A 22,666-nucleotide genomic window follows, 5' to 3' on the forward strand; every position below is an offset into this window, starting at 1 on the left:
CCCCTGGCGGCGAATCGCAGCCCTTGCCCTGCTCCACAGGAGTCCGTTTCCTCTCCGCCCTGAAGGGCGGAGTATCCACGGAGGAATCAGATGAATGACGGCGTGTACCACAACACCCCCAGGCAGAACGCCCACGGAGGGAGCGTGACGGCCGAGGAAGCCGACGCCGTACATGCTGGAGGCCGAGCATCGCCGGAACAGCACGCTGCGAGGCTTGGCGTCACGGCTCGGCGTTGATCCAGCAGTGCAGGTAGGACGTGACGTCCTACCTACGACTGGGCCTTGCGGCTTCCCCCTGCGGGACGGTTGCCGGTGACGGACGGTCAGCCGTTGCCGTCGAGGCTGATCGTGGCGGTCCGCTCGGCAGGGGTCTTGCCGAGCAGCGCGCCCTGCATGGCCGCCGCCACGTCGTCGGCGTTCAACTGGTGCTTCTTCCCGTCGCCCTTGGTGATCATGATGCCGTCGAAGACGCCGTCGCACAGGGTGTCGATGGCCTTCTTGTCGTAGTGCTGGACCAGTTTCCCTTCGACCGGCACCATCGAGAGGATCTGCGGCAGCGACCTGGCGGGACCGAACTGGATCTGCTTCGGACCTGCCTTGATCGTGATCAGGCCGGACATCGCGGGCTCCGCGAACTCCTTCATCGCCCGGTCCAGTTCGGCCTTGGTGATGGTGGGTTCGCGGGTGGTGACAGGCAGTTGGACCGTGGACGCCTTGCCGGTCTGCACCTGCGTCCGGTACGCGTCGCGCACCGAGATCATCGACTGGTTGACGTCCAGTGCCTTGCCCGCCTTGCCGGGTACGGCGATGGCCTTGTTGGGCTCGAACTTGATCGTGCCGTCGCTCGCGGAGCCGGAGACGCCCGCCAGGTCGGTCAGCGCGACGCCCAGCTTCTCCTCGTCGACCGGGATCACCGGGTCGACGACGCGCTTCTGGCCGAAGAGGGAACCGATGACGGACATCGGGTTGTAGTCGCTGCCGGCGGCGGCGCGCACGGTCTCCTGGCTGTCCAGGGCGAGTCCGGCCTTGTCCGGCACGAGCTCGGTCTTCTTGCCGTCCACGGACAGCTGGAGGGGCGCCACGGCGCGCTTGCCGAGGGCGGCGTCCAGCTTCGCGACGGCCTCCTCCTTCGTGCCGCCGCCGATGTCCACACCGAGGACGGTGGTGCCCTTCGGGACGTCGGAGTGGTTCATCAGCAGCCCCGCGCCGTAGGCGACGGCGGCCAGACCGACGACGCCCGCGCCGAGCAGCACCAGCTTGGAACGGCCCTTCTTCTTCGCGGGCCCGGACGCCGGGGCGGGAACGGCGGCGGGAACGGGCGTCGGGGCGGCGGGGCCGTCCGAGCCCAGCGGCCCTGTGCCCATCGCCCCGTCCTCGACCCGGGGCGCCGCGTCGGCGCGCCGGGCGGCGAGGCCGCCCGCGGTCGGGAACGGGGAGGCCGGACGCGGCTCCGGCGTGATGACCGGGATGCCGCTGGTGAGCGTGTCACCAGAGACGTTGCCGTCGGAGCCGGTACGCGCCGCGGCGGCGAACTGCGGCGTCAGCTCCGCCGTGTCGTCGGACAGCCGCGGTACCTCGCCGCCGCCCGTGCCGATGTTCGGGGTCAGGGGCGTGGCGCCGCCGACCGGGCTTACGGTGAGGCCGACCGGGCCCGCCGCCGGGCCTTGGGGAGCCCGGACACCGAACTCGTCGAGGGCGCTGCCGCCCGGGCGGGGGCCCTCCGGGGTGGCCGTGTGCTGCGGACCGTCCGAGAAGTACGGCGGATCGACACGGGGCAGGTCGGGCGCTGCCGCCTCGCGGGCGTCCGCGCCACCCGTCGGGGCGCCGGGCGCGCCACCGGCGACCGGGGGCTTCGGGCCGGTGACGGAGGTGTTCGTGGGCGGCTTGCGCGGGGCGAACCAGTCGCTGCCGCTCTTCTCCCTGGCCGGCTTCTCGGTTGCCGGTTCCGAGGGCGCGGTGGCGGACGTCGCGTCCGTGTCGGGCACGGCGTCCGGCGTGGGCGAAGCGGGGCGCGGGATGCTGCTCGTGCGCTCCATGTCGGCGGCGTCGCCGTCGTTCACGGGCGTGCGCATCACGACGGGCGGGATGGGGCGCGAGCCCGGAATGTTGATCCGGATACGCGTCGTCAGCGTGGTCTCCGTCCGCGGCTCCTCCGCCCGCTTCCGGTCCGCGGGCTCCGGGGCCCCGTCCTGGGCGTCCTGCGAGGGGTGCGGCGACGGATACTGGCGGGATCCGTACGGCGGTGTCCCCGAGGGGTACGCGGCTCCTCCGCGCCCCTGGGACCCGGAGGACGAACTGTCAGTTTCACGACTCAAAGCAGGTTCTCCCGATTGGCTCCGCCGCCCGTACTTCCCCCCTGCCGCGGGCCAGGGGACGGCTCGGCGCGCGAACCACCTTACTGGCCGACGCCGACAGACCCCCCGCGACCGGGGGAAACGACGTATGGCCCCCTGACGGGCCAAGGGCATTACGGGGTCGGCCGTGGCACATTACTTGCCAGGTCGGCCGCTGTCGGCTCCCGGATGGGGCGACCGCGACATGGTGGCACAGATCACGGCGATGACCATCCCGCCCAGCAGGAAGAGGGCGAGCCCCACCGCGTCGCCGAAGACATAGTCGCCCTCCGGCCGCCCCCCGAGCAGAATCACGATAGAAACCAGCCAACCCGCCGCGGGTACCAGGGCGCCGAGCTGGGTCTCGTAGACGCGCCGCCCGCCGTGGAACAGCCCGGCACAGGCCGCCAGAGCGAGCAGCAGCCCGCCGGGGAACCAGGCCGCCTGGACGAGTGAACCGGCGATCCCGACAAGCGCGCCGAGGACGGCGAGGCCCGCGTAGACGGCGATCCGGCCGGGGTTGAGGGGCGCGGCCAGTCCGGTGGCCGGGACGTCCCGGGAAGTCCCGGAGCGTGCGGCGCGCTGCCTGCCGTCGCTCATCGTCCCGCTCCCGTTTCCGCGCCCTCGCCCGCACCCGCTTCGGCGCGTACGCCCGCGTATACGTCCGATTCCGCGTCCGCGCGTGCGTCCGATTCCGCTCCCGCGCGTACGTCCGTCTCCGCGTCCGGTACGCCGGCGAACAGGTCGTCCTCGCGCTCGCCCCGAGGGGCTCCGGAGACGCCGCGCACCAACTCGTAGTACTCGGTGGTGAGAACGGGCTGACCGAGATCGTTGGAGAGAGCGAAGAAGTCGCCGTCCACGACGATCTGCGTGGCGTGGGCGCGCATCGCCGCGCGTTTGGCTTCCGCGTGGGCCGAGCCGTCGATCCGCGCGGTGATCCTGACGTCGTCGACCACGCCCGGCACGTCCTCCACGGCGGCGATGCCCGGGAAGAGGTCCGGCGCCGTCTCCCGCAGGCGCGCGAAGCCCTCCTCGATGACCGGGCGCGGCACCCGGTTCCAGTAGATCTTCGCGAGGGTGTGCGGGGCGGTCGCGGGGTCGTGGGCGGGGTCGGCGGCCAGCTCCGCCGCGCGCATCGCGACACGGTGCGCCTGGATGTGGTCGGGGTGCCCGTAGCCGCCTTCGGGGTCGTAGGCGACCAGGACCTGCGGGCGCACCGAGCGGATCACCGCCACGAGGTGGGCCGCGGCCTCGTCCACGTCCGCGGACCAGAAGGAGCCGGGGCGGTCGTTCTGCTCGGCGCCCATCATCCCGGAGTCGCGGTAGCGGCCGGGGCCGCCGAGGAAGCGGTGGTCGGTGACGCCGAGCTCCTTCATGGCCGCGGCGAGTTCGCCCCGGCGGTGGGGACCGAGGGTGTCGTCCCGGTCCGCCGCGAGATGAGCGAGAGCGGGCGGGATGATCTCGCCCTCCTCGCCGAGTGTGCAAGTCACCAGGGTGACCAGGGCGCCCTCGGCCACGTACTTGGCCATGGTGGCGCCGTTGTTGATCGACTCGTCGTCGGGGTGCGCGTGCACCAGAAGCAGGCGCCGGGCGGGGTGGTCCGTCATGGGGACCACCCTACGAGCCGAGCGCCTGGAGAGCCGACCGCGCCTGTGCATGACCGTCGGACCGCTGTGTCGTCGGACCACCGTGCCGCCGAACCGGGACGCGCCGCCGAACCGTGCCTCACGGGCCGTACTCGGAAGCCGCTGTCTCGGAACCGTGCCTCAGAAGTCGTGTCTCGGAATCGGATGCCGTGCCCCGGAAGCAGTGCTCCGGAGGCCGTGCCTCAGAACTTGAGACTGCCGATCATCCCTGCCACGTTCGTGGTCAGGTTCGCGATGCTGGGCGCGATCGACGAGCTGGCGAGATAGAAACCGAGCAGCGCGCAGACCACCGCATGTCCGGCCTTCAGTCCGGATTTCCGGATCAGCAGGAAGACGACGATCGCCAGCAGCACCACCGCCGAAATCGAGAGTGCCACGGCGGTTCACCTCCATCAGTACGGTCGGGACGGGCAGCACACATGGAGCCAGCAGGTTCATACCCACCGAGCGCTACGGATCATAACTATCCGTGCCACCGCATTGATCGGGGCACGGCAGCACGAGGGGCGCACGGCTGGTGGATCCATGACTGGATCGGGGACTGGATCGGGGATTGGATCGGGACTGGGTCGGGGACTGGGCAGTGGATCGGGGACTAGGTTCGGGCCATGACTTCGCAGCAGATCTCATTTCCTCGCCAGCACGCCAGGACCATGCGCTTCAGCCTGGGCGTTCCGCGCGCGTTCACCATCTCACCCGACGGGAGGCGGGTGGTCTTTCTTCGGTCAGGTTCCGGCACGGACCGGTCGGGCCGGCTGTGGGTGCTGGACCTGCCCGAGAGCGGCACTCCGACGGAACGGGTCGTCGCCGACCCCGAGGCCCTGCTGGGGGGTTCGGCGGAGCGGCTGTCGGCCCAGGAGCGCGCCCGGCGCGAGCGGAGCCGCGAGGGCTCCTCGGGGATCGTCGGCTACGCGGTCGACGCTGCGGCCGAGTTGGCCGCCTTCGCCCTCTCCGGGAAGGTGTACGTCGCGGAGTTGCGGGCCGGCACGGCGCGCGCACTGCCGGTGCCGGGTCCGGTGATCGACCCGCGGCCCTCGCCGGACGGGCGGCACATCGCGTACGTGGCCAAGGGCGCGCTGCGCGTCGTGGGCGCCGAGGGCGACGGGGACCGGGCGCTGGCCGAACCGGAGACGGAGAACGTCACGTACGGCCTGGCGGAGTTCGTCGCCGCCGAGGAGATGCAGCGTTCGCGGGGCTTTTGGTGGGCGCCGGACTCGGACCGGCTGCTGGTCGCCCGGGTCGACGACAGCCCCGTGCGGCGGTGGTGGATCGCCGATCCCGCGCACCCGGACCGGACGCCCGCCGAGGTCGCCTACCCGGCGGCGGGGACGCCCAACGCCGAGGTACGGCTCTTCTTGACCGGCCTGGACGGCGGCCGTACGGAAGTGACCTGGGACCGCGCGCGGTACCCGTACCTCGCCCAGGTGCACTGGTCCTCGGCGGGGGCTCCGCTGCTCCTGGTGCAGGCCCGCGACCAGCGCAGCCAGCTCCATCTCGCGGTGGACACGGAGACCGGCGCCACGCGGACGGTGCACGTCGACGAGGATCCGATTTGGCTGGAAATCTTTCCCGGAGTGCCCGCCTGGGCGCCGGACGGGCGGCTGGTGCGGATCGCGGACGAGGGCGGGGCGCGCGCGCTCGCGGTCGGCGACCGACTGCTGACCGGACCCCAGTTGCAGCTCCGGGCGATCCTGGACATCGGCGATTCGGACATTCTGGTGTCGGCGTCGGCGGGCGAGGAGGCCGCGGAACCGGAGATCGGCGAGACCCACGTGTACCGGGTCAACGAGCTGGGCGTCGAGCGGATCTCCGAAGAGGCCGGGGTCCATTCGGCCGTCCGCGCGGGCGAGGTGACGGTCCTGGCCTCGCAGTCGCTCCAGTGGTCGGGGGTGCGCACCGAGGTGCTCCGCGACGGCAAGCGGATCGCCACCATCGCGAACTTCGCCCAGGAACCGGTGCTTTCGCCGCGGGTGCGGCTCACCGAGGGGGGCGCACGGCGGATTCCGTGCGCCGTGCTGCTCCCCCGGGACTACAAGGAATCGGATGGTCCGCTTCCAGTACTGATGGATCCGTACGGCGGACCGCACGCCCGCCGGGTGCTCGCCGCGCACCATCCCCATCTGACCTCGCAGTGGTTCGCCGACCAGGGCTTTGCCGTGGTCGTCGCGGACGGCAGGGGCACCCCCGGCCGTTCACCGGCCTGGGAGAAGGCCGTCAAGGACAACCTCGCCCTCGCCCTGGACGACCAGGTCGAGGCGCTGCACGCATTGGCCGAAAATCACCCCCTGGACCTCGACAAGGTGGCGATCCGCGGCTGGTCGTTCGGCGGATATCTGTCGGCGCTCGCGGTGCTGCGGCGGCCGGACGTCTTCCACGCGGCGGTGGTGGGCGCGCCCGTGACCGACCTGCGGCTGTACGACACCCACTACACCGAGCGTTACCTCGGTGACCCCGCCGAGCAGCCGGAGGTGTACGCGCACACCTCGCTGCTGACGGACGACGGGCTCTCGGAGGCGGCGGAGCAGGCGCGTCCGATGATGATCGTCCACGGTCTGGCGGACGACAACGTGGTGGTCGCGCACTCGCTCAGGCTGTCGTCGGCACTGCTGGCGGCGGGGCGCCCGCACGAGGTGCTGCCGCTCAGCGGGGTGACGCACATGACGCCGCAGGAGCAGGTGGCGGAGAACCTGCTCCTGCTCCAGGTGGACTTCCTGAAGCGGTCGTTGGGGCTGCGGGGCTGAGCCGGGCCGGGGCACCCCGGCGGGGTGCCCGGCGGCCGTTCCGCTCTTCACCGGGCCCTCACCGGACGACCTTCGACACTTCACCGGCCCACCTCCGATATTTCACCGGCGCCTCACCGGGCGTCCTTCGACGTTGCACCGGATCGTCACCAGCCCGGCGGCGGCTGGGACGGCGGTGGCGGCGGCTGATGCGCAGGCGGCTGGTCGGGCGGGGGGGTGGCCCGAAGGGGCAGGGCCCCGGCCACCGCCCCCGGCCACCGCCCCCGGCCACCGCCCCCGTTCCCGGCCGGTCGTCTCGCGGTCAGCGCGTCCGGCCGCTCCCGGAAGGCGGCGCCCCGCCCCCTCCGCCCGGTCCGCCCGGCTCCACCACCCGCTTCTCCTCCGCGAAGTGGCAGGCCGAATCGTGCTCCGCCGGGCCGCCGGTCCCCCGGAAGACCTCCGGGACCGCCAGCGGCGGCACCTCCCGCGCGCACCGCTCCCGCGCCTTCCAGCATCGGGTCCGAAAAGGGCAGCCGGAAGGCGGATCGGCGGGCGAGGGAACGTCGCCGTGCAGGATGATCCGCTCGCGGTGCGCGCGCACCGTCGGGTCGGGCACCGGCACGGCGGACAGCAGCGCCTGGGTGTACGGGTGCGTGGGGTGGTCGTAGATCTGCGCGTCGGTGCCGCTCTCCACGATCCGGCCCAGGTACATCACGCCCACCCGGTCGGAGATGTGCCGGACGACCGACAGGTCGTGCGCGATGAAGACGTAGCTCAGCGCGAACTCCCTCTGGAGCCGGTCCAGCAGGTTGACGACCTGTGCCTGGACGGAGACGTCGAGGGCGGAGACGGGCTCGTCGGCGACGATGATCTCCGGGTTCAGGGCCAGAGCGCGGGCGATGCCGATGCGCTGGCGCTGACCGCCGGAGAACTGGTGCGGGTAGCGGTTGACGTACTCCGGATTCAGGCCGACGACGTCCAGCAGCTCGCGCACCCTGCGGCGGCGCTCGCCCTTCGGCGCCACCTCGGGGTGGATCTCGTACGGCTCCCCGATGATGTCGCCCACGGTCATGCGCGGGTTCAGCGAGGTGTACGGGTCCTGGAACACCATCTGGATGTTCCGGCGCACCGCCTTCAGGGCACGCCCCGACAGTCTGGTGATGTCCTCGCCCTTGTACCTGATCGCACCGGCCGTCGGCCGCTCCAGGTGGACCAGCATCCGGGCCACGGTCGACTTGCCGCAGCCCGACTCCCCCACGATGCCGAGCGTCTCGCCCGCCGCCAGGTCGAAGGAGACCCCGTCGACCGCCTTGACCGCGCCGATCTGCTTCTTGAACAGGACGCCCCGGGTCAGCGGATAGTGCTTGACCAGGCCACGGACCTGAAGGATCGGTTCACCGCGGGTGCCTCCGGATTCGCCGGTGCCGCCCCGGTCGGCGCGTGCCGGGCGTTCACCGCTCATCGAGCGCCTCCCGCCAGAAGTAGCAGGCGCTCGCACGGTGCTCGGCCACCTCGAACAGCGGTGGCACCTCGCCCCGGCAGACGTCCCTGGCCAGCGGGCAGCGCGGGTGGAAGGCGCAGCCGGGCGGGACGCGCAGCAGGCTGGGCGGCAGGCCCTTGATCGCGTACAGTTCCCGGCCCTTGCGGTCCAGGCGCGGGATCGACCTGAGCAGGCCCTTGGTGTACGGGTGGGCCGGGGCCCGGTAGATGTCGTGCACGGGGGCCGATTCGACGATCCGGCCCGCGTACATCACGGCGATGCTGTCCGCGACGTCGGCGACCACACCGAGGTCGTGGGTGATCAGGATCAGGCCCATGTCGTACTCGCGCTGGAGCTCCGCCAGCAGGTCCATGACCTGCGCCTGCACCGTCACGTCGAGCGCCGTGGTGGGCTCGTCCGCGATGATCAGGTCGGGCTCCAGGGACAGCGCCATGGCGATCATGATGCGCTGGCGCATGCCGCCGGAGAACTGGTGCGGATAGTCGCGGACGCGCTGCCGCGCCGCCGGGATGCGGACCCGGTCCATCAGCTCGACGGCCTTCGCCCGGGCGTCCTTGCGGGACATCCCCCGGTGGACGACGAACATCTCACCGAGCTGTTCCCCCACGCTGAGCACGGGGTTGAGGGAGGAGAGCGCGTCCTGGAAGATCATCGCCATCTCCTGGCCGCGGATCCTCCTGCGCTCCTCCTTGCCCATCCTCAGCAGGTCGCGGCCCTTGAAGAGGATCTCGCCGCCGCCGATCCGTCCCGGGGGCGTGTCGAGGATGCCCATGACGGCCTGTGCGGTGACGGACTTGCCGGAACCGGACTCGCCGAGGACGGCCAGTGTCTCGCCCTCGTCCACGGCGTAGCTGACTCCGTTGACGGCTTTGGCGACGCCGTCGCGGGTGTGGAACTCCACGTACAGGTCGCGCACTTCGAGCAGCATGGCGGGGCTCCTCAGCGCAGCCTGGGGTCGAGGGCGTCGCGTACCGCGTCGCCGAGCATGATGAAGGCGAGCACCGTGACCGCGAGGGCCCCGGCGGGCCAGAGCAGCATGTGCGGGGCGTTGCGGATGTACGGGGAGGCGGCGGAGAGGTCGATGCCCCAGGAGACGGCGGGCGGTCTGAGCCCGACGCCGAGGAACGACAGGGTCGCCTCCAGCGCGATGTACGTGCCGAGCGCGATGGTCGCGACGACGATCACCGGGGCGACGGCGTTGGGGGCGATGTGGCGCAGCAGCATGCGGGCGTGGGAGGCGCCGAGCGCCCGGGCCGCCTGCACGTAGTCGTTCTGCTTGGTGGTGATCACGGCGCCCCGGGCGATGCGGGCGATCTGCGGCCAGCCCAGCAGCACGATGAAGCCGATCACCGGCCAGACGGTGGAGCTGGTGACGACGGAGAGGAGGACCAGGCCGCCGAGGACCACCGGGATGCCGAAGAAGACGTCGGTGACGCGGGAGAGGACGGCGTCGCCCCAGCCTCCGAAGTATCCGGCCAGACCGCCGAGGAGCCCGCCGAGCAGGGCGACGCCGAGGGTGGCGCAGATGCCGACGGTCACCGAGTTCCTGGCTCCGTGAACGGTACGGGTGTAGACGTCGCAGCCCTGTCCGTCGAAGCCGAAGGGGTGCCCGGGGCGGGGGCCGTCCTGGGCCCTGGCGAGGTCGCAGTCGAGGGGGTCCTGGCCGGTGATCAGGGACGGCCACACGGAGATGACCACCAGGAAGAGGATGATCAGGGCGGAGACGAGGAAGAGCGGGTTGCGGCACAGGTCCCGCCGGGCGTCGGACCACAGGCTGCGCGGTTTCCCGGCGGGGCCCCTGCCCCGGGGGCCGCCGGGTGCCTTTTCGAGGGTCGCGCCCTCCTCCAGGGCGAGACCCGTCGCACCGCCCGCCCCGCCCGGTGAGATCGCCTCGTCCGGTGTCTGCCGCTCAGGCATGGCGGATCCTTCGCTCAGGCATAGCGGATCCTCGGGTCGAGGACGGCGTACAGCAGGTCGACCAGCAGGTTGGCCGTCAGGAAGACGAGGACCAGGACGGTGACGAAACCGACGACGGTCTGGGAGTTCTGGCGCAGGATGCCCTGGTAGAGCTGGTAGCCGACGCCGTGGACGTTGAAGATCCGCTCGGTGACGATCGCCCCGCCCATGAGGGCGCCGATGTCCGTGCCGATGAACGTGACGACGGGGATCAGCGAGTTGCGCAGCAGGTGCCGGACGACGACGCGGCGCCCGGGGAGCCCCTTGGCGACGGCGGTACGGACGTAGTCGGCGCGGGCGTTCTCCACGATCGAGGTCCGGGTGAGCCGGGTGACGTACGCCAGCGAGACCGAGGCGAGGACGAGCCCGGGGACGATGAGCGCGTCGACGGGCGCCCCCGGCGGGACGGAGGGCTTGACGACGCCCCACTGGACGCCGAGGAGGAGCTGCAGCAGCAGGCCGGTGACGAACGTCGGGACGGAGATGACGACCAGGGTCAGGACGAGGAAGGTGGTGTCGACGGGGCGTCCGCGGCGCAGTCCGGTGACGACGCCCAGGCCGATGCCGATGACGATCTCGAAGGCGATCGCGACGACGGCGAGCCGGATCGTGACGGGGAAGGCGCTGCCCATCAGCTCGGTGACCTTCTGTCCGTTGAACGCGGTGCCGAAGTCGCCGGTGAAGACATGGCCCATGTACGTCGCGTACTGCTGCCACACCGGTTTGTCGAGGCCGAGTTCCGAACGGAGCCGGGCGGCGGTCGCCGGGTCGCACCGGCGCTCGCCGCAGAGGCCCGCGACGGGGTCGCCCATCACGTTCACCATGAGGAAGATCAGCAGCGTGGTGCCGAAGAAGACCGGGACCATCTGCAGCAGCCGTCGGATCACATAACGCCCCATGCGGGCTCCCCGGGATCGCAGGGTCGGCGGGGCCGGCGGGGCCCGGAAGGCCGGGGCTGCCAGGGCCCGGTGGGCCGGGGGCGGTGTTCGGCGGGGTGCCGGTCGCGGCGGGTCACCTGACCCGGATCCGCTCGTACACCGGGACGCTGAACTGGTTCAGCGACACGTCGCCCACCCGGTCCGAGTAGCCCGCGCTGCCGTTCTGGTACCAGAGCGGGATGACGGGCATCTGCTCGGCCAGGACCTTCTCGGCGTCCTGGAACGTCGAGACGGCCCTGGCCCGGTCGGACTCGGCGTTGGCCCGGTCGACCAGGCCGTCGAACTTCTTGCTGCTCCACCTGCCGTCGTTGGACGAGGCGTCGGTGTAGTACAGCGGCTGGAGGAAGTTCTGGATCAGCGGGTAGTCCATCTGCCAGCCCGCCCGCCAGGCGCCGGTGAGCCTCTGCCCGGCCACCTGACCGCGGAAGTCGGCGAACGTGCCGACCGGGTCGCCGACGCACGCCTTGTTGTCGCCCATCACCCGGTTGATGCTGTTGCAGACGGCGTCCACCCATTCCTTGTGGGACCCGGTGTCCGCGTTGTACGAGATCGTGAGCCGGCCTCCGGGGATGCCGCCGCCCTCCTGGATCAGCTTCTTGGCCCGGGCCGCGTCGAACGCGCAGGGCGCGCCGCACAGCCCCTCCTTGAAGCCGCCCTCCGCGCCGAGGACCGGGGAGGTCCAGTCGGAGGCGGGGGTGCGGGTCCCCCGGAAGATCTGGTGGGTGATCTGCTCGCGGTTGATGGCCATGGACAGGCCCTGGCGGACCTTGGCGGCGCCCGGGGTCGCCCACTTCCTGTCGTAGAACGGGAAGGCGAGGGTCTGGATGATACCGGCGGGGGTGTTGATGTAGCGGGGGCCGAGGTCCGCCTCGACGTTCTTCAGCTGCGCGGCGGGCACGTCGTCGACGAGGTCGAGGTTCCCGGCCATCAGGTCGGTGTAGGCGGTGTTGCTGTCGGTGTAGACCTGGAGGTCGATGCCGCCGTTGCGTGCCCTGTCGGGGCCGGGATACGCGTCCCATCTGCGCAGGCTCATGGCGGCGCCCTGGGTGTACGAGTCGACCGTGTACGGGCCGTTGCCGACGGGCTTGGCCAGCCAGCCGGCGTGGTCGGTGAAGAAGGCCCGGGGCAGCGGGGCGAAGGCGGGGTAGCCGAGGGTGTCGGGCCAGAGGGAGAACTTCTGCGACAGCCTGACCGTGAACGTCCGGTCGTCGACGACCCCGAGGCCGGAGAGCTTCTTCGCGGTGGCGGGGCCTGCGGCGGGGTGGACCTTGGCGTATCCGTCGATGTAGCCGAAGAAGTAGGCGTTCTTCTGGTTGTTCTTCAGCAGGGCGCCGTAGTTCCAGGCGTCGACGAAGGACCTCGATGTGACCTTCTCGCCGTTGCTGAACGTCCAGCCGTCCTTCACGGTGATCGTGAAGTTCTGGTTGTCCCTGGTCTCGATCCGCTCGGCGAGCATGTTCGTGGCCGCGCCGGTCGTCGGGTCGTAGCGCTTGAGCCCCCGGAAGATCATGTCGAGGACCTTGCCGCCCTGCACCTCGTTGGTGTTCGCCGGCTCCAGCGGGTTCTGCGGGTCGCCCCAGGAGGACCTCACGATCCCGTCGGGACCACCGCGGAGCTCCTCGCCGCCTGAGCACGCCGTCGCCGTCAGGGCGACGACCGTCGCGCAGGCGATCCATCCGGCCCGTGTGGCTCCGCGCATGGAGTGCCTCCTCCTCGTACCCACTCACATCGCTCCGTGTCACCGATGTCTCACCCGGTGTCACTTCTAGCCGAATATGACCCCTCCTCACGGCTCACGCACCTTGTCCGCGGCCGTACGTGTGCACCCATCACCTGTCCGACGGGGCTGGGGGCGGCCCTGGACGGCGATCTGACGACCCGACGCCGGGCGGGAGACCTCCGGCCGAGGCGCCCGCGGGCCGGGGCGCGTCACCGATCGGCGCTCCGTGCGCCAGAGCGGGCCGACCGCCGACGGCGCGTCGGTGCAAGTGGGCTGGTCGCCGGGTGGGTTGACGCCGCGTCGGGCGAGCAGGGCGGGCGGCGTGCCGGACCCCGCGCCGACGGCCGGGAGGGGGCCGGACACGACGGACGGCCCGGAACCTCGGGGGTTCCGGGCCGTCCGTGTCGTACGACGTGCCGTGTCATGCGTGCCGTGGCACGCGCCGGATCACGAAGCCGCGCCGACGACGTCCTTCTCCTCGGCGAAGTGGCAGGCCGACTCGTGCGCGGCCGGCGACTGCGACGTCTTGAAGCGCTCGGGCACCGCCAGCAGCGGCGTCTCCGTGGCGCACTTGTCCTGCGCCTTCCAGCAGCGGGTGCGGAAGCGGCAGCCGGACGGCGGGTTCGCCGGGGACGGCACGTCGCCGGTGAGGATGATCCGCTCGCGGTTCTCGCGGGCCTCCGGGTCCGGCACCGGCACCGCCGACAGCAGCGCCTGCGTGTACGGGTGCGTCGGGTGGTCGTAGATCTGCTCGTCCGTGCCGATCTCGGCCATCCTGCCCAGGTACATCACACCGACGCGGTCGGAGATGTGCCGGACGATCGACAGGTCGTGCGCGATGAAGAGGTAGGAGAGGTTGAACTCGTCCTGGAGCTTCTCCATCAGGTTGATGACCTGCGCCTGCACCGACACGTCGAGCGCGGAGACCGGCTCGTCGCAGATGATGATCTCCGGGTTGAGCGCGAGACCGCGGGCGATGCCGATGCGCTGGCGCTGACCGCCGGAGAACTGGTGCGGGTAGCGGTTGATGTACTCCGGGTTCAGGCCCACCACGTCCAGGAGTTCCTGGACCTTGCGGCGGCGCTCGCCCTTCGGCGCCACCTCGGGGTGGATCTCGTACGTCTCGCCGATGATGTCGCCCACCGTCATACGGGGGTTCAGCGAGGTGTACGGGTCCTGGAACACCATCTGGATGTTCCGGCGGACGGCCTTGAGCGCCTTGCCGGACAGCTTGGTGATGTCCTGGCCCTTGTAGAAGATCTCGCCGGAGGTGGCGGTCTCCAGGAGCATCAGGAGCTTGGCGACCGTGGACTTTCCGCAGCCGGACTCGCCCACGATGCCGAGCGTCTCGCCCTGGTACAGGTCGAACGAGATGCCGTCGACCGCCTTGACCGCGCCGATCTGCTTCTTGAACAGGATGCCCTGGGTCAGCGGGAAGTGCTTGACCAGGTTGCGCACCTGGAGGATGGGCTCGCCCCGGTCCACCTTGGCGTCGAGGGCGGCGACCGCCTCCGCCTCCGTGGCGACGTCGGCCGTGTCCACCTCGGTGACGTTGGGGGTGGCGTCCACGGCGTCGGTCTTCTTGCTGTCCTCAGCCATGGATCTGCTCCTTCCAGAAGTGGCAGGCGCTGCTGCGGCCGACCAGCTCGGTGCCGTCCGCCTCGGTCACCGGCAGCAGGGCCGGGACATCGGTGCGGCAGATGTCCTGCGCCTTGGGGCAGCGCGGGTTGAAGGCGCAACCGGACGGCGCCTTCAGCAGGTTGGGCGGCAGGCCCTTGATCGCGAAGAGCTCGTGGCCCTTCTGGTCCAGGCGCGGGATCGAGTCGAGCAGGCCGCGGGTGTACGGGTGCGCGGGGCGCTTGTACAGCTCGTGGATCGGGGACTGCTCGACGATCCGGCCCGCGTACATGACCGCGATCTTGTCCGCGACGTCGGCGACCACACCGAGGTCGTGGGTGATCAGGATCAGGCCCATGTTGTACTCGCGCTGGAGCTCCGCCAGCAGGTCCATGACCTGCGCCTGCACCGTCACGTCGAGCGCCGTGGTGGGCTCGTCCGCGATGATCAGGTCGGGCTCCAGGGACAGCGCCATGGCGATCATGATGCGCTGGCGCATACCGCCGGAGAACTGGTGCGGGTAGTCGCCCACCCGGCTCTTGGCGGCCGGGATCTTCACCCGGTCCATCAGCTCGATGGCCTTGGCCTTGGCGTCCTTCTTGGACATGCCCTGGTGGACCCGGAACATCTCGCCGAGCTGGTTGCCGACCGAGTAGACCGGGTTCAGCGCGGAGAGCGCGTCCTGGAAGATCATCGCCATCTTCGGGCCGCGCAGCTTGCGCCGCTCGTTCTCCGGGAGCTGGAGGATGTCCTGCCCCTGGAAGAGGATCTCGCCCTTGGCGACGCGTCCGGGGGGCGAGTCGAGGATGCCCATGATCGCCTGCGCGGTCACGGACTTGCCGGAGCCGGACTCGCCGAGCACGGCGAGCGTCTCACCGGCACGGACGCTGTAGTTGACGCCGTTGACGGCCTTGACGATGCCTTCGCGGGTCTTGAACTCGACGTGCAGGTCGCGCACTTCGAGAACAGGAGCGTCGGCGTCGCCGGAGCGCCGGTCCGGCGTCTGTGCGGTGACGTGTGAAGTAGTCATGTCGTGGTGCCGCCCTCTCAGCGCAGCTTCGGGTCAAGGGCGTCGCGCAGCCCGTCGCCGACGAAAACGAAACCAAGGACGGTCAGGACGATCGCGATGGAGGGATACACCCACAGGTAGTCCTTCACACCAAGGAAGTCCTTGGCGGCCGACAGCATGTTGCCCCACTCCGCGACCTCGGGGCTGACGCCGACGCCCAGGAAGGACAGTGCGGCCTCGGCCACGATCGCGCTGCCGACGCTGAAGGCGGCGTACGCCATCACGGCGGCGATGGAGTTGGGAATGATGTGCCGGATGATGATCCGCGAGGTGCTGGCGCCCAGCGCGCGGGCGGCGAGCACGTAGTCCGCCTCGCGCACCGACAGGATCGAGCTGCGCAGCAGTCGGGAGACGGTCGGCCAGGAGAAGACCGCCAGCGAGATGATCACCGGGGCGACGCCGCGGCCCATCGCGATGATGATGACGATGGCACCGATCAGCAGCGGGAAGGCGAAGAAGACGTCCGCGATGCGCATGAGCACCGAGTCGGTGGCCTTGCCGAAGTACCCGGCGAGGGAACCGATGATGATGCCGATGAGGCAGGCCAGGAAGATCGAGGCGAGACCGATGATGACGGCGATGCGGGCGCCGTAGATGATGCGCGACAACTGGTCGCGGCCGAGCGCGTCGGTGCCGAGCAGGTGATCGCCGCCCGGCGGCTGGAGGGTGTTTTCGAGGTCCTGCGCCAGCGGGTCGTACGGCGCCAGCAGCGGCGCCAGCGCGGCGGTCGTGAACAGCAGGACGACCAGCACCAGGCCGACCACGGCCAGCTTGTTGGCCAGGAAGCGGTGGCGGATCTCGCCCCACTGGGTGACGCGGGCGATCGCCGGCTCGGCCTCGGCCGGAGCGGCCGCCTTCTGAGCGGTCCCCGCCTCCGCTGTGCTCTTGGTGAGCTCAGTCATGGGTGTGACTCCTAGAACGGGCTGCCTGGGATCAGGCGAGACGGATGCGCGGGTCGAGGACCGCGTACAAGAGGTCGACGATCAGGTTGAGCAGGACGAACACGGCGACGCCGAAGGTCACCACGCCGATGATGATCGGGTTGTTCTGCTGCTGGACCGCCTGCACCAGGGCGAGCCCGATGCCGTCCCAGTTGAAGATCGCCTCGGTGATGAGCGCACCACCGAGCAGGCTGCCGAAGGAGATGCCCAGGTAGGTGACGACCGGGATGATCGAGTTGCGCATCACGTGCTTGACGAGAACCGTGCGCCGGGGCAGGCCCTTGGCGACGGCCGTCTTCACGTAGTCGGCCCGCAGCACCTCCAGCATGGTGCCGCGCATGAGTCTCGCCACCAGCGCCGCGTCGAGGATCGCGAGGGTGAAGGCGGGCAGGACCAAGGAGTTGAAGGAACCGTCGGAAATCAGTGGGAACCACTGGAGGTCCACCACGAAGAACTTCTGCAGGACCATACCGATGATGAAGGATGGGAATCCGACGGCCAACGTGGTCAGCAGTGTGATCAACACGTCCCAGAATGAATATCTGAACAATGCGGCGATCAGACCCGCGAAGACCCCGATCGCGATGTCGATGACGATGGCCGCGATGGCCAGTTCAGCGGTGTTCGCGAGCTTCGGCTTCAGGATCTCGGTCACCGGGCGGCGCTGGGTGTAGTCCTCGCCGAGATCGCCCTTGGCCAGGTTCTGGACGAAGTGCCCGTACTGGACGGGCAGCGGGTCGTTGAGTCCGTAGCGTTCCCGGAGCTCGGCCACGACGGCCGGGTCGCGGGCCTTGTCGCCACCGAGCGAACCCACGGGGTCACCGGGCAGGACGAACAGACAGCAGAAAAGAACAACGGTCGCACCGAAGAGGACGACGATCATCTGCCCGAGCCGGCGGATCACATATCTGCCCACGATGCCTCCTTCACATACTGAGCGTGGGGATGGGCGGCATCATCCGATCGGGAGAGCGGCCGCTGCCGGGCGCCGCTAGGGGGGTACGCCCGGTACTGGGCGAAGGCCGTGGAAGCCGAAGAAGTTACTCCGACTCCACGGCCTTCGCCTACCTGCTGAAGAAGGCTCTTACTTGAGCGTGATCTCCGCGAGGTCCGGGTCCTCGAAGAAGTTCATCTTGAAGTTGCCGAACTTCTTGGTGTTCACCAGACGGTACTGCGAACGCTGCCAGAGCGGGATGACGCCCTGGTCCTCGTCGAGCGCGATCTTCTCGGCCTGCTGGTACAGGGAGGCGCGCTTGGCGGCGTCCTTCTCGGAACGGGCCTGGTCGAGCAGCTTGTCGAACTTGGGGTTCGAGTAGCGGCCGCGGTTGTCGCCCTGCGCCTTGCCGGTCGACGGGTCCTCACCAATGCCGTCGGTGCTCAGCAGCGGGGCGAGGAAGTTGTCCGCGGTCGGGTAGTCGGCGGTCCACGCCGAACGCCACAGACCATTGGCGGACTTCTCCTGCTGCGCGGCCAGGGCCTCCTTGAACGGCTTGCCGTCCAGCTTGACGTTGAGGCCGAGGACCTCCTTCAGCTGCGCCGCGACGGCCTGGACCCACTCCTCGTGGCCGGCACCGGTGTTGTAGCCGAAGTTGATGGTGCTGCCCGGCTTCAGGCCGCCCTTCTTGGCGTGCTCCTTGGCCTTCGCCTTGTCCTGCTTGATGCAGGAGGTGCAGACATCGGCCTTGTAGGTGTCGGCGAAGGACGGCGGCAGGAACGCGGTGGCCGGCTTCTGCATGCCCTGGAAGACGGACTTGGCGATGGCCTCGCGGTCGATCGCGTACGAGATCGCCTTGCGCGCGTCGGCGTTGTTCAGCGGCTTGTTCTTGCTGAACGCGACCAGGTAGTTGATGCCGGAGAACTCGGCCGAGTACCACTGGCCCTGCGGCTCGTACTTGGCCTTGGCGACCGAGAGCTGCGGCGTGGGCATACGGGCGAAGTCGAACTGACCCGACTGGAAACCCGTGTACTCGAGCTGGGAGCTGTTGCTCGGGTTGAGGATCTTGAGCTCGACCTTGTCCAGCTTGGCCTTCTTCAGGCCGTAGTCGTCGTTACGGGCGAGGGTGATCGACTTGTTGTGCTCCCAGTTGCCCTCCATCTTGAAGGGGCCGTTGCCGATCGGGGAGTTGTTGTACTTCTTGTTGTCACCGGCGCCGGCGACCTTCGGGACCGGGCTGAAGGCCGCGTGGGCGGTCTTCTTGTCGAACTCGTAGTCGACCTCGGACAGTTCGACCTTGATGGTGTTGGCGTCCGGAGCGGACAGACCGGCGAACTTGTCCGTCTTGCCGCCCTTGAGGTCCTCGTAGCCCTTGATGCCGGCCATGTGGTACGAGACGTCGGAGGCCGACGCCTTGGCGGCGACACGAGTCCAGCCGCGGATGAACGACTCGGCGTCGACGGTCTCACCGTTGGTGAACTTCGTGCCGGCCTTGACCTTGAACGTCCAGGTCTTGCCGTCCTCGGTCGTGGCGGACTCAGCGAGCTTCGGGATGAGCTTGCCGTCCGTGGCCACGTCGTACAGCTGGGTGAAGATGGCCCGGGTGACGAGCATGCCCTCGGATTCCTGGGCGTTCACCGGGTCGATGGAAACGGGCTCGGTGATGCCGAGCCGGAACGTGCCGCCATTGCCCCCCTTACCGGCGCTCTCATTCTTGTCGCCGTCCCCGCCGCCGCAGGCGGTCGCGGACAGGGCGATGATTGCCGCTCCCGCGACCCACTTGGCGCTCTTGGCACCACGCATGGGTTTCCTCCTCATGAGTCCACTTTTGACTACAAGAAGGGCACTGGAGTGATACACCGACACCCCTGACGGCGATCGTTCAGTGCCCCGAGTGTGCTCGTGAGTCGGCACTCCCCACAGTGCGTGACCCATTGACCCGAGCTCATCGAGCCAACTATCAAGGACGGCTGAGCCGTAAACCACACCTAAAGGGTCTCGTTTTGGCAACATCAACCGCACGCGTAGACCCGAAATACGGACAAAGCGATCCTAGACAGACACCCCCGAAACGGACCGTTAATGCATGTTCCGGAGAGCGACGCCCGATAACCGGACATCCGATCGATGAAAACGGGTTGAATGTTCGTAGAGGATTGCGCCCCGCCGGCCGCGCGGACGCCAACGGCGAGGCGCCGGAAGCCCGGTCCGCCACGTCGCCGGGGCGGACGGAACTTCCGGCGGGTTCAGCCGCGCTTCCGATGGGTCAGCAGTACTTCTTGTGCACCACGGCGGCGATGCTCTTCTTGCTGACCTTCTCACCGCAGCGGGTCGCGCCATCGACCATGGCGCCGTAGCTCTTCGCCTGCCCATGGGCCTGCTTGACCCACTTCGTGCCCCGGTCGCAGCGGTACGCCTGCCAGTACCCGGATGCCTGGAGCCGACCCACGTAGAACCAGTAGCGGCCCTTCTTGGTGAGCGTGTCCGTGATGCTGACGCTCTTGGTGGTCGTCTTGCCCTTCGAGTGGTTGTAGGACCCCTCGACGTTCACGTCGAGACTCGCCAGTACCTTGCCCACCGACAGACCTGCGGTCGAACCGCCGCCGATGGTCCAGCCGGAGCTGAGCGTCTTCTCGTGCGAGAGCGTCTTGGTGACCGTCCGGCTGCCGGACGAATACTCCTTCTCGTACCCCTTGACCTGGTGCGTGAGTACACGGCTGTGGCTCGTAGTGACCCAGGTGACCGAGCGGGTGCCGGGATCACAGATCAGCGGTGCCGCGCTCGCGCTGGTCGTCGGCACGATCACCAGCGCCGAAGCGGCCAGTGCCATCGCGGCAGTCGCCGAAGCGAAGCTCATCCTCAAGGTCGTCCCCCATTTCATTCCACAGACGGCACGGCCGCACGACATGCGACCCCTATCTGCTTGCACATGCGAATCACTTGTGATCCACATCGCAACCTCGCGCCAGCACCGGACGGTGTGACACAGGTGATCCTTTCACTCAACTCCCGCCGTTCACAAGCTATTTCAAGAGATCCAATTTGCTTCAGCGACGAACTGACGGCTCGCGGAGTGAGGCGGATGTCGTCAGGTCCGCGTTCCTCATCGCACACATGACGCCAACGAGGGCAGCAGGGTGACGGCTGAGGGTGCGAGCACCGGGGACAGACCGTAAAAGGCCCGGCCCCTCCGCACCATATGCGGAGGGGCCGGGCCCGAAGGGGACTGACAGGCTGTCAGCGCTTGGCGCGCGAGGCGGCGCGGGCGCGCTCGCGGGCGTCCAGGTTGACCTTGCGGATGCGGACGGCCTCCGGGGTCACCTCGACGCACTCGTCGTCGCGGCAGAACTCCAGCGACTGCTCCAGGGAGAGCTTGCGCGGCGGGACGATCGCCTCGAACGAGTCGGCCGACGAGGACCGCATGTTCGTGAGCTTCTTCTCCTTGGTGATGTTCACGTCCATGTCGTCGGAGCGCGAGTTCTCGCCGACGATCATGCCCTCGTACACCTCGGTGCCGGGCTCGGTGAACAGCACGCCGCGCTCCTGGAGGTTGGTCATCGCGAAGGCGGTGACCGCACCGGCGCGGTCGGCGACCAGGGAGCCGTTGTTACGGGTCTGCAGCGGGCCGAACCAGGGCTCGTGGCCCTCGTGGATCGAGTGGGCGATGCCCGTGCCGCGGGTCTGGGTCAGGAACTCCGTGCGGAAACCGATCAGGCCGCGGGACGGGACGACGAACTCCATGCGGACCCAGCCGGAGCCGTGGTTCGACATGTTGTCCATGCGGCCCTTGCGGACACCCATGAGCTGGGTGACGGCGCCCATGTGCTCTTCGGGCACGTCGATGGTCATGCGCTCGACCGGCTCGTGGACCTTGCCGTCGACGTCCTTGGTGACGACCTGAGGCTTGCCGATGGTGAGCTCGAAGCCCTCGCGACGCATCTGCTCGACCAGGATGGCGAGCGCGAGCTCGCCGCGGCCCTGGACCTCCCAGGCGTCCGGACGCTCGGTGTCGAGGACGCGGAGCGAGACATTGCCGATCAGCTCGCGGTCCAGGCGGTCCTTCACCTGGCGGGCGGTGACCTTGCGGTCCTTGACGGCGGACTTGGCGTCGGCGCCCTTGCCCGTGCCGCCGCGGCCGACCAGCGGCGAGGTGTTGGTGCCGATGGTCATCGAGATGGCGGGCTCGTCGACCGTGATCAGCGGCAGCGCGATCGGGTTCTCCGGGTCGGCCAGGGTCTCGCCGATCATGATGTCGGGAATACCGGCGACGGCGCAGATGTCACCGGGGCCCGCCACCTCGGCCGGCTTGCGGGTGAGCGCCTCGGTCATCATCAGCTCGGAGACGCGGACGTTGGCCATCGTGCCGTCGCGCTTGATCCAGGTGACCGTCTGGCCCTTGCGCAGCTCGCCCTGCTCGACGCGGCAGAGCGCGATGCGGCCGAGGAAGTTGTCGGCGTCCAGGTTGGTGACGTGGGCCTGGAGCGGGGCGTCCTCGTCGTAGCGCGGGGCCGGGATGTGCTCCAGGATCGTCGAGAAGAACGGCTCCAGGCTGGTGGAGTCGGCCGGGACGGTGCCGTCCTGCGGCTTGGTCAGCGAGGCGATGCCGTCACGGCCGCAGGCGTAGACGATCGGGAACTCGATCTGGTCCTCGTCCGCGTCCAGGTCGAGGAAGAGGTCGTACGCCTCGTTCACGACCTCGTCGATGCGGGAGTCGGGACGGTCCGTCTTGTTGATGCACAGGATGACGGGGAGCCGGGCCTGGAGGGCCTTGCGCAGCACGAAGCGCGTCTGCGGGAGCGGGCCCTCGGAGGAGTCCACCAGCAGCACCACGCCGTCGACCATCGACAGGCCGCGCTCGACCTCGCCACCGAAGTCGGCGTGGCCGGGGGTGTCGATGATGTTGATCGTGATCGGGTCCCCGCCGTCCTTGGGGTGGTACTTCACCGCCGTGTTCTTGGCGAGGATCGTGATGCCCTTCTCACGCTCCAGGTCGTTCGAGTCCATGACGCGGTCGTCCACGGAGTCGAGCTGGTGCGCGCCGAAGGCACCGGCCTGCTTGAGCATGCCGTCGACGATGGTGGTCTTGCCGTGGTCGACGTGGGCGACGATGGCTACGTTACGGATGTCATGGCGCGTGGGCATGTGTGGCTTGAGCTTCTCTCGGATCGTGGGATCAGGCGTCTCAGTCGCTCTCGGGTCCTCGTACGCCCGCCGGGCGTACGCGCCACGGCTACCCACCATGGTAAAGGCCCGTCGCCGTAGCGGCTTCCCCGGCAAATTCCCGCCGCCCT

17 protein-coding genes are annotated in these 22,666 nt (G+C 69.4%); 1 reads left to right on the forward strand and 16 read right to left on the reverse strand.

The window, feature by feature from the left end:
• Positions 1-323: 323 nt before the first annotated feature.
• The 4 genes from ACGF2V_RS26925 to ACGF2V_RS26940 all read right to left on the reverse strand — a co-directional run bounded on the left by ACGF2V_RS26925 (position 324) and on the right by ACGF2V_RS26940 (position 4,356).
• Positions 324-2,315 carry a hypothetical protein gene (locus tag ACGF2V_RS26925; protein ID WP_362709693.1) on the reverse strand — a complete coding sequence of 664 codons (1,992 nt, stop codon included), beginning with the start codon at positions 2,313-2,315 and terminating at the stop codon, positions 324-326.
• 174 nt (positions 2,316-2,489) lie between these two features.
• Positions 2,490-2,933 carry a DUF6113 family protein gene (locus ACGF2V_RS26930; protein ID WP_362625452.1) on the reverse strand — a complete coding sequence of 148 codons (444 nt, stop codon included), beginning with the start codon at positions 2,931-2,933 and terminating at the stop codon, positions 2,490-2,492.
• Complete coding sequence (gene mshB, locus ACGF2V_RS26935) at positions 2,930-3,940, reverse strand: N-acetyl-1-D-myo-inositol-2-amino-2-deoxy-alpha-D-glucopyranoside deacetylase (protein ID WP_362709691.1); 1,011 nt, start codon at positions 3,938-3,940, stop codon at positions 2,930-2,932. The genes ACGF2V_RS26930 and mshB overlap by 4 nt, the downstream gene beginning before the upstream one ends.
• Positions 3,941-4,161: 221 nt before the next feature.
• Positions 4,162-4,356: a hypothetical protein gene (locus tag ACGF2V_RS26940; protein ID WP_073781780.1), complete on the reverse strand. Its 195-nt coding sequence runs from the start codon at positions 4,354-4,356 to the stop codon at positions 4,162-4,164.
• Between the two features lie 231 nt (positions 4,357-4,587).
• Here ACGF2V_RS26940 and ACGF2V_RS26945 point away from each other — a divergent pair, with 231 nt between their 5' ends.
• The gene (locus tag ACGF2V_RS26945) at positions 4,588-6,720 is read left to right on the forward strand and encodes a prolyl oligopeptidase family serine peptidase (RefSeq protein ID WP_362625448.1); all 2,133 of its coding nucleotides are present in this window, start codon (positions 4,588-4,590) and stop codon (positions 6,718-6,720) included.
• 301 nt (positions 6,721-7,021) lie between these two features.
• On the opposite strand, the gene ACGF2V_RS26950 is transcribed toward ACGF2V_RS26945, so the two are convergent.
• From ACGF2V_RS26950 to typA, 12 genes are all read right to left on the reverse strand, one after another.
• Positions 7,022-8,161, reverse strand: a complete 1,140-nt coding sequence (locus ACGF2V_RS26950; protein WP_362625446.1) for a dipeptide ABC transporter ATP-binding protein — start codon at positions 8,159-8,161, stop codon at positions 7,022-7,024.
• Complete coding sequence (locus ACGF2V_RS26955; protein ID WP_362625444.1) at positions 8,151-9,128, reverse strand: ABC transporter ATP-binding protein; 978 nt, start codon at positions 9,126-9,128, stop codon at positions 8,151-8,153. Before ACGF2V_RS26955 ends, ACGF2V_RS26950 begins: the two co-directional genes overlap by 11 nt.
• 11 nt (positions 9,129-9,139) lie before the next feature.
• Positions 9,140-10,117, reverse strand: coding sequence for an ABC transporter permease (locus tag ACGF2V_RS26960; protein ID WP_362625442.1), 978 nt, complete (start codon positions 10,115-10,117; stop codon positions 9,140-9,142).
• A gap of 14 nt (positions 10,118-10,131) precedes the next feature.
• Positions 10,132-11,055 (reverse strand): ABC transporter permease, encoded by a 924-nt coding sequence (locus ACGF2V_RS26965; protein WP_362625440.1) that lies wholly within the window; start codon positions 11,053-11,055, stop codon positions 10,132-10,134.
• A gap of 112 nt (positions 11,056-11,167) precedes the next feature.
• Positions 11,168-12,793: an ABC transporter substrate-binding protein gene (locus tag ACGF2V_RS26970; RefSeq protein ID WP_362709688.1), complete on the reverse strand. Its 1,626-nt coding sequence runs from the start codon at positions 12,791-12,793 to the stop codon at positions 11,168-11,170.
• Positions 12,794-13,261: 468 nt separating this feature from the next.
• The gene (locus ACGF2V_RS26975) at positions 13,262-14,413 is read right to left on the reverse strand and encodes a dipeptide ABC transporter ATP-binding protein (RefSeq protein ID WP_362625436.1); all 1,152 of its coding nucleotides are present in this window, start codon (positions 14,411-14,413) and stop codon (positions 13,262-13,264) included.
• The gene (locus ACGF2V_RS26980) at positions 14,406-15,461 is read right to left on the reverse strand and encodes an ABC transporter ATP-binding protein (protein ID WP_362625434.1); all 1,056 of its coding nucleotides are present in this window, start codon (positions 15,459-15,461) and stop codon (positions 14,406-14,408) included. The genes ACGF2V_RS26975 and ACGF2V_RS26980 overlap by 8 nt, the downstream gene beginning before the upstream one ends.
• 17 nt (positions 15,462-15,478) lie before the next feature.
• Complete coding sequence (locus ACGF2V_RS26985; RefSeq protein ID WP_362625432.1) at positions 15,479-16,402, reverse strand: ABC transporter permease; 924 nt, start codon at positions 16,400-16,402, stop codon at positions 15,479-15,481.
• 31 nt (positions 16,403-16,433) lie between these two features.
• Positions 16,434-17,357, reverse strand: a complete 924-nt coding sequence (locus tag ACGF2V_RS26990) for an ABC transporter permease (RefSeq protein WP_362625430.1) — start codon at positions 17,355-17,357, stop codon at positions 16,434-16,436.
• A 168-nt stretch (positions 17,358-17,525) separates the two neighbouring features.
• Positions 17,526-19,178 (reverse strand): peptide ABC transporter substrate-binding protein, encoded by a 1,653-nt coding sequence (locus tag ACGF2V_RS26995; protein ID WP_362625428.1) that lies wholly within the window; start codon positions 19,176-19,178, stop codon positions 17,526-17,528.
• A gap of 463 nt (positions 19,179-19,641) precedes the next feature.
• Complete coding sequence (locus tag ACGF2V_RS27000) at positions 19,642-20,232, reverse strand: hypothetical protein (RefSeq protein ID WP_362625426.1); 591 nt, start codon at positions 20,230-20,232, stop codon at positions 19,642-19,644.
• A gap of 380 nt (positions 20,233-20,612) precedes the next feature.
• Positions 20,613-22,517 carry a translational GTPase TypA gene (gene typA / locus ACGF2V_RS27005; RefSeq protein WP_362625425.1) on the reverse strand — a complete coding sequence of 635 codons (1,905 nt, stop codon included), beginning with the start codon at positions 22,515-22,517 and terminating at the stop codon, positions 20,613-20,615.
• Between the last annotated feature and the right edge of the window lie 149 nt (positions 22,518-22,666).

This window comes from Streptomyces sp. NPDC047982, from assembly GCF_043204165.1.
Classification (GTDB): Bacteria; Actinomycetota; Actinomycetes; order Streptomycetales; family Streptomycetaceae; genus Streptomyces.

Coding starts and splice junctions, on each gene's coding strand:
- ACGF2V_RS26965 (WP_362625440.1), bottom strand. CDS start 11,055: ATGGGGCGTTATGTGATCCGACGGCTGCTGCAGATGGTCCCGGTCTTC.
- typA (WP_362625425.1), bottom strand. CDS start 22,517: ATGCCCACGCGCCATGACATCCGTAACGTAGCCATCGTCGCCCACGTC.
- ACGF2V_RS27000 (WP_362625426.1), bottom strand. CDS start 20,232: ATGAGCTTCGCTTCGGCGACTGCCGCGATGGCACTGGCCGCTTCGGCG.
- ACGF2V_RS26930 (WP_362625452.1), bottom strand. CDS start 2,933: ATGAGCGACGGCAGGCAGCGCGCCGCACGCTCCGGGACTTCCCGGGAC.
- ACGF2V_RS26950 (WP_362625446.1), bottom strand. CDS start 8,161: ATGAGCGGTGAACGCCCGGCACGCGCCGACCGGGGCGGCACCGGCGAA.
- ACGF2V_RS26980 (WP_362625434.1), bottom strand. CDS start 15,461: ATGACTACTTCACACGTCACCGCACAGACGCCGGACCGGCGCTCCGGC.
- ACGF2V_RS26960 (WP_362625442.1), bottom strand. CDS start 10,117: ATGCCTGAGCGGCAGACACCGGACGAGGCGATCTCACCGGGCGGGGCG.
- ACGF2V_RS26945 (WP_362625448.1), top strand. CDS start 4,588: ATGACTTCGCAGCAGATCTCATTTCCTCGCCAGCACGCCAGGACCATG.
- ACGF2V_RS26955 (WP_362625444.1), bottom strand. CDS start 9,128: ATGCTGCTCGAAGTGCGCGACCTGTACGTGGAGTTCCACACCCGCGAC.
- ACGF2V_RS26970 (WP_362709688.1), bottom strand. CDS start 12,793: ATGCGCGGAGCCACACGGGCCGGATGGATCGCCTGCGCGACGGTCGTC.
- mshB (WP_362709691.1), bottom strand. CDS start 3,940: ATGACGGACCACCCCGCCCGGCGCCTGCTTCTGGTGCACGCGCACCCC.
- ACGF2V_RS26985 (WP_362625432.1), bottom strand. CDS start 16,402: ATGACTGAGCTCACCAAGAGCACAGCGGAGGCGGGGACCGCTCAGAAG.
- ACGF2V_RS26995 (WP_362625428.1), bottom strand. CDS start 19,178: ATGCGTGGTGCCAAGAGCGCCAAGTGGGTCGCGGGAGCGGCAATCATC.
- ACGF2V_RS26975 (WP_362625436.1), bottom strand. CDS start 14,413: ATGGCTGAGGACAGCAAGAAGACCGACGCCGTGGACGCCACCCCCAAC.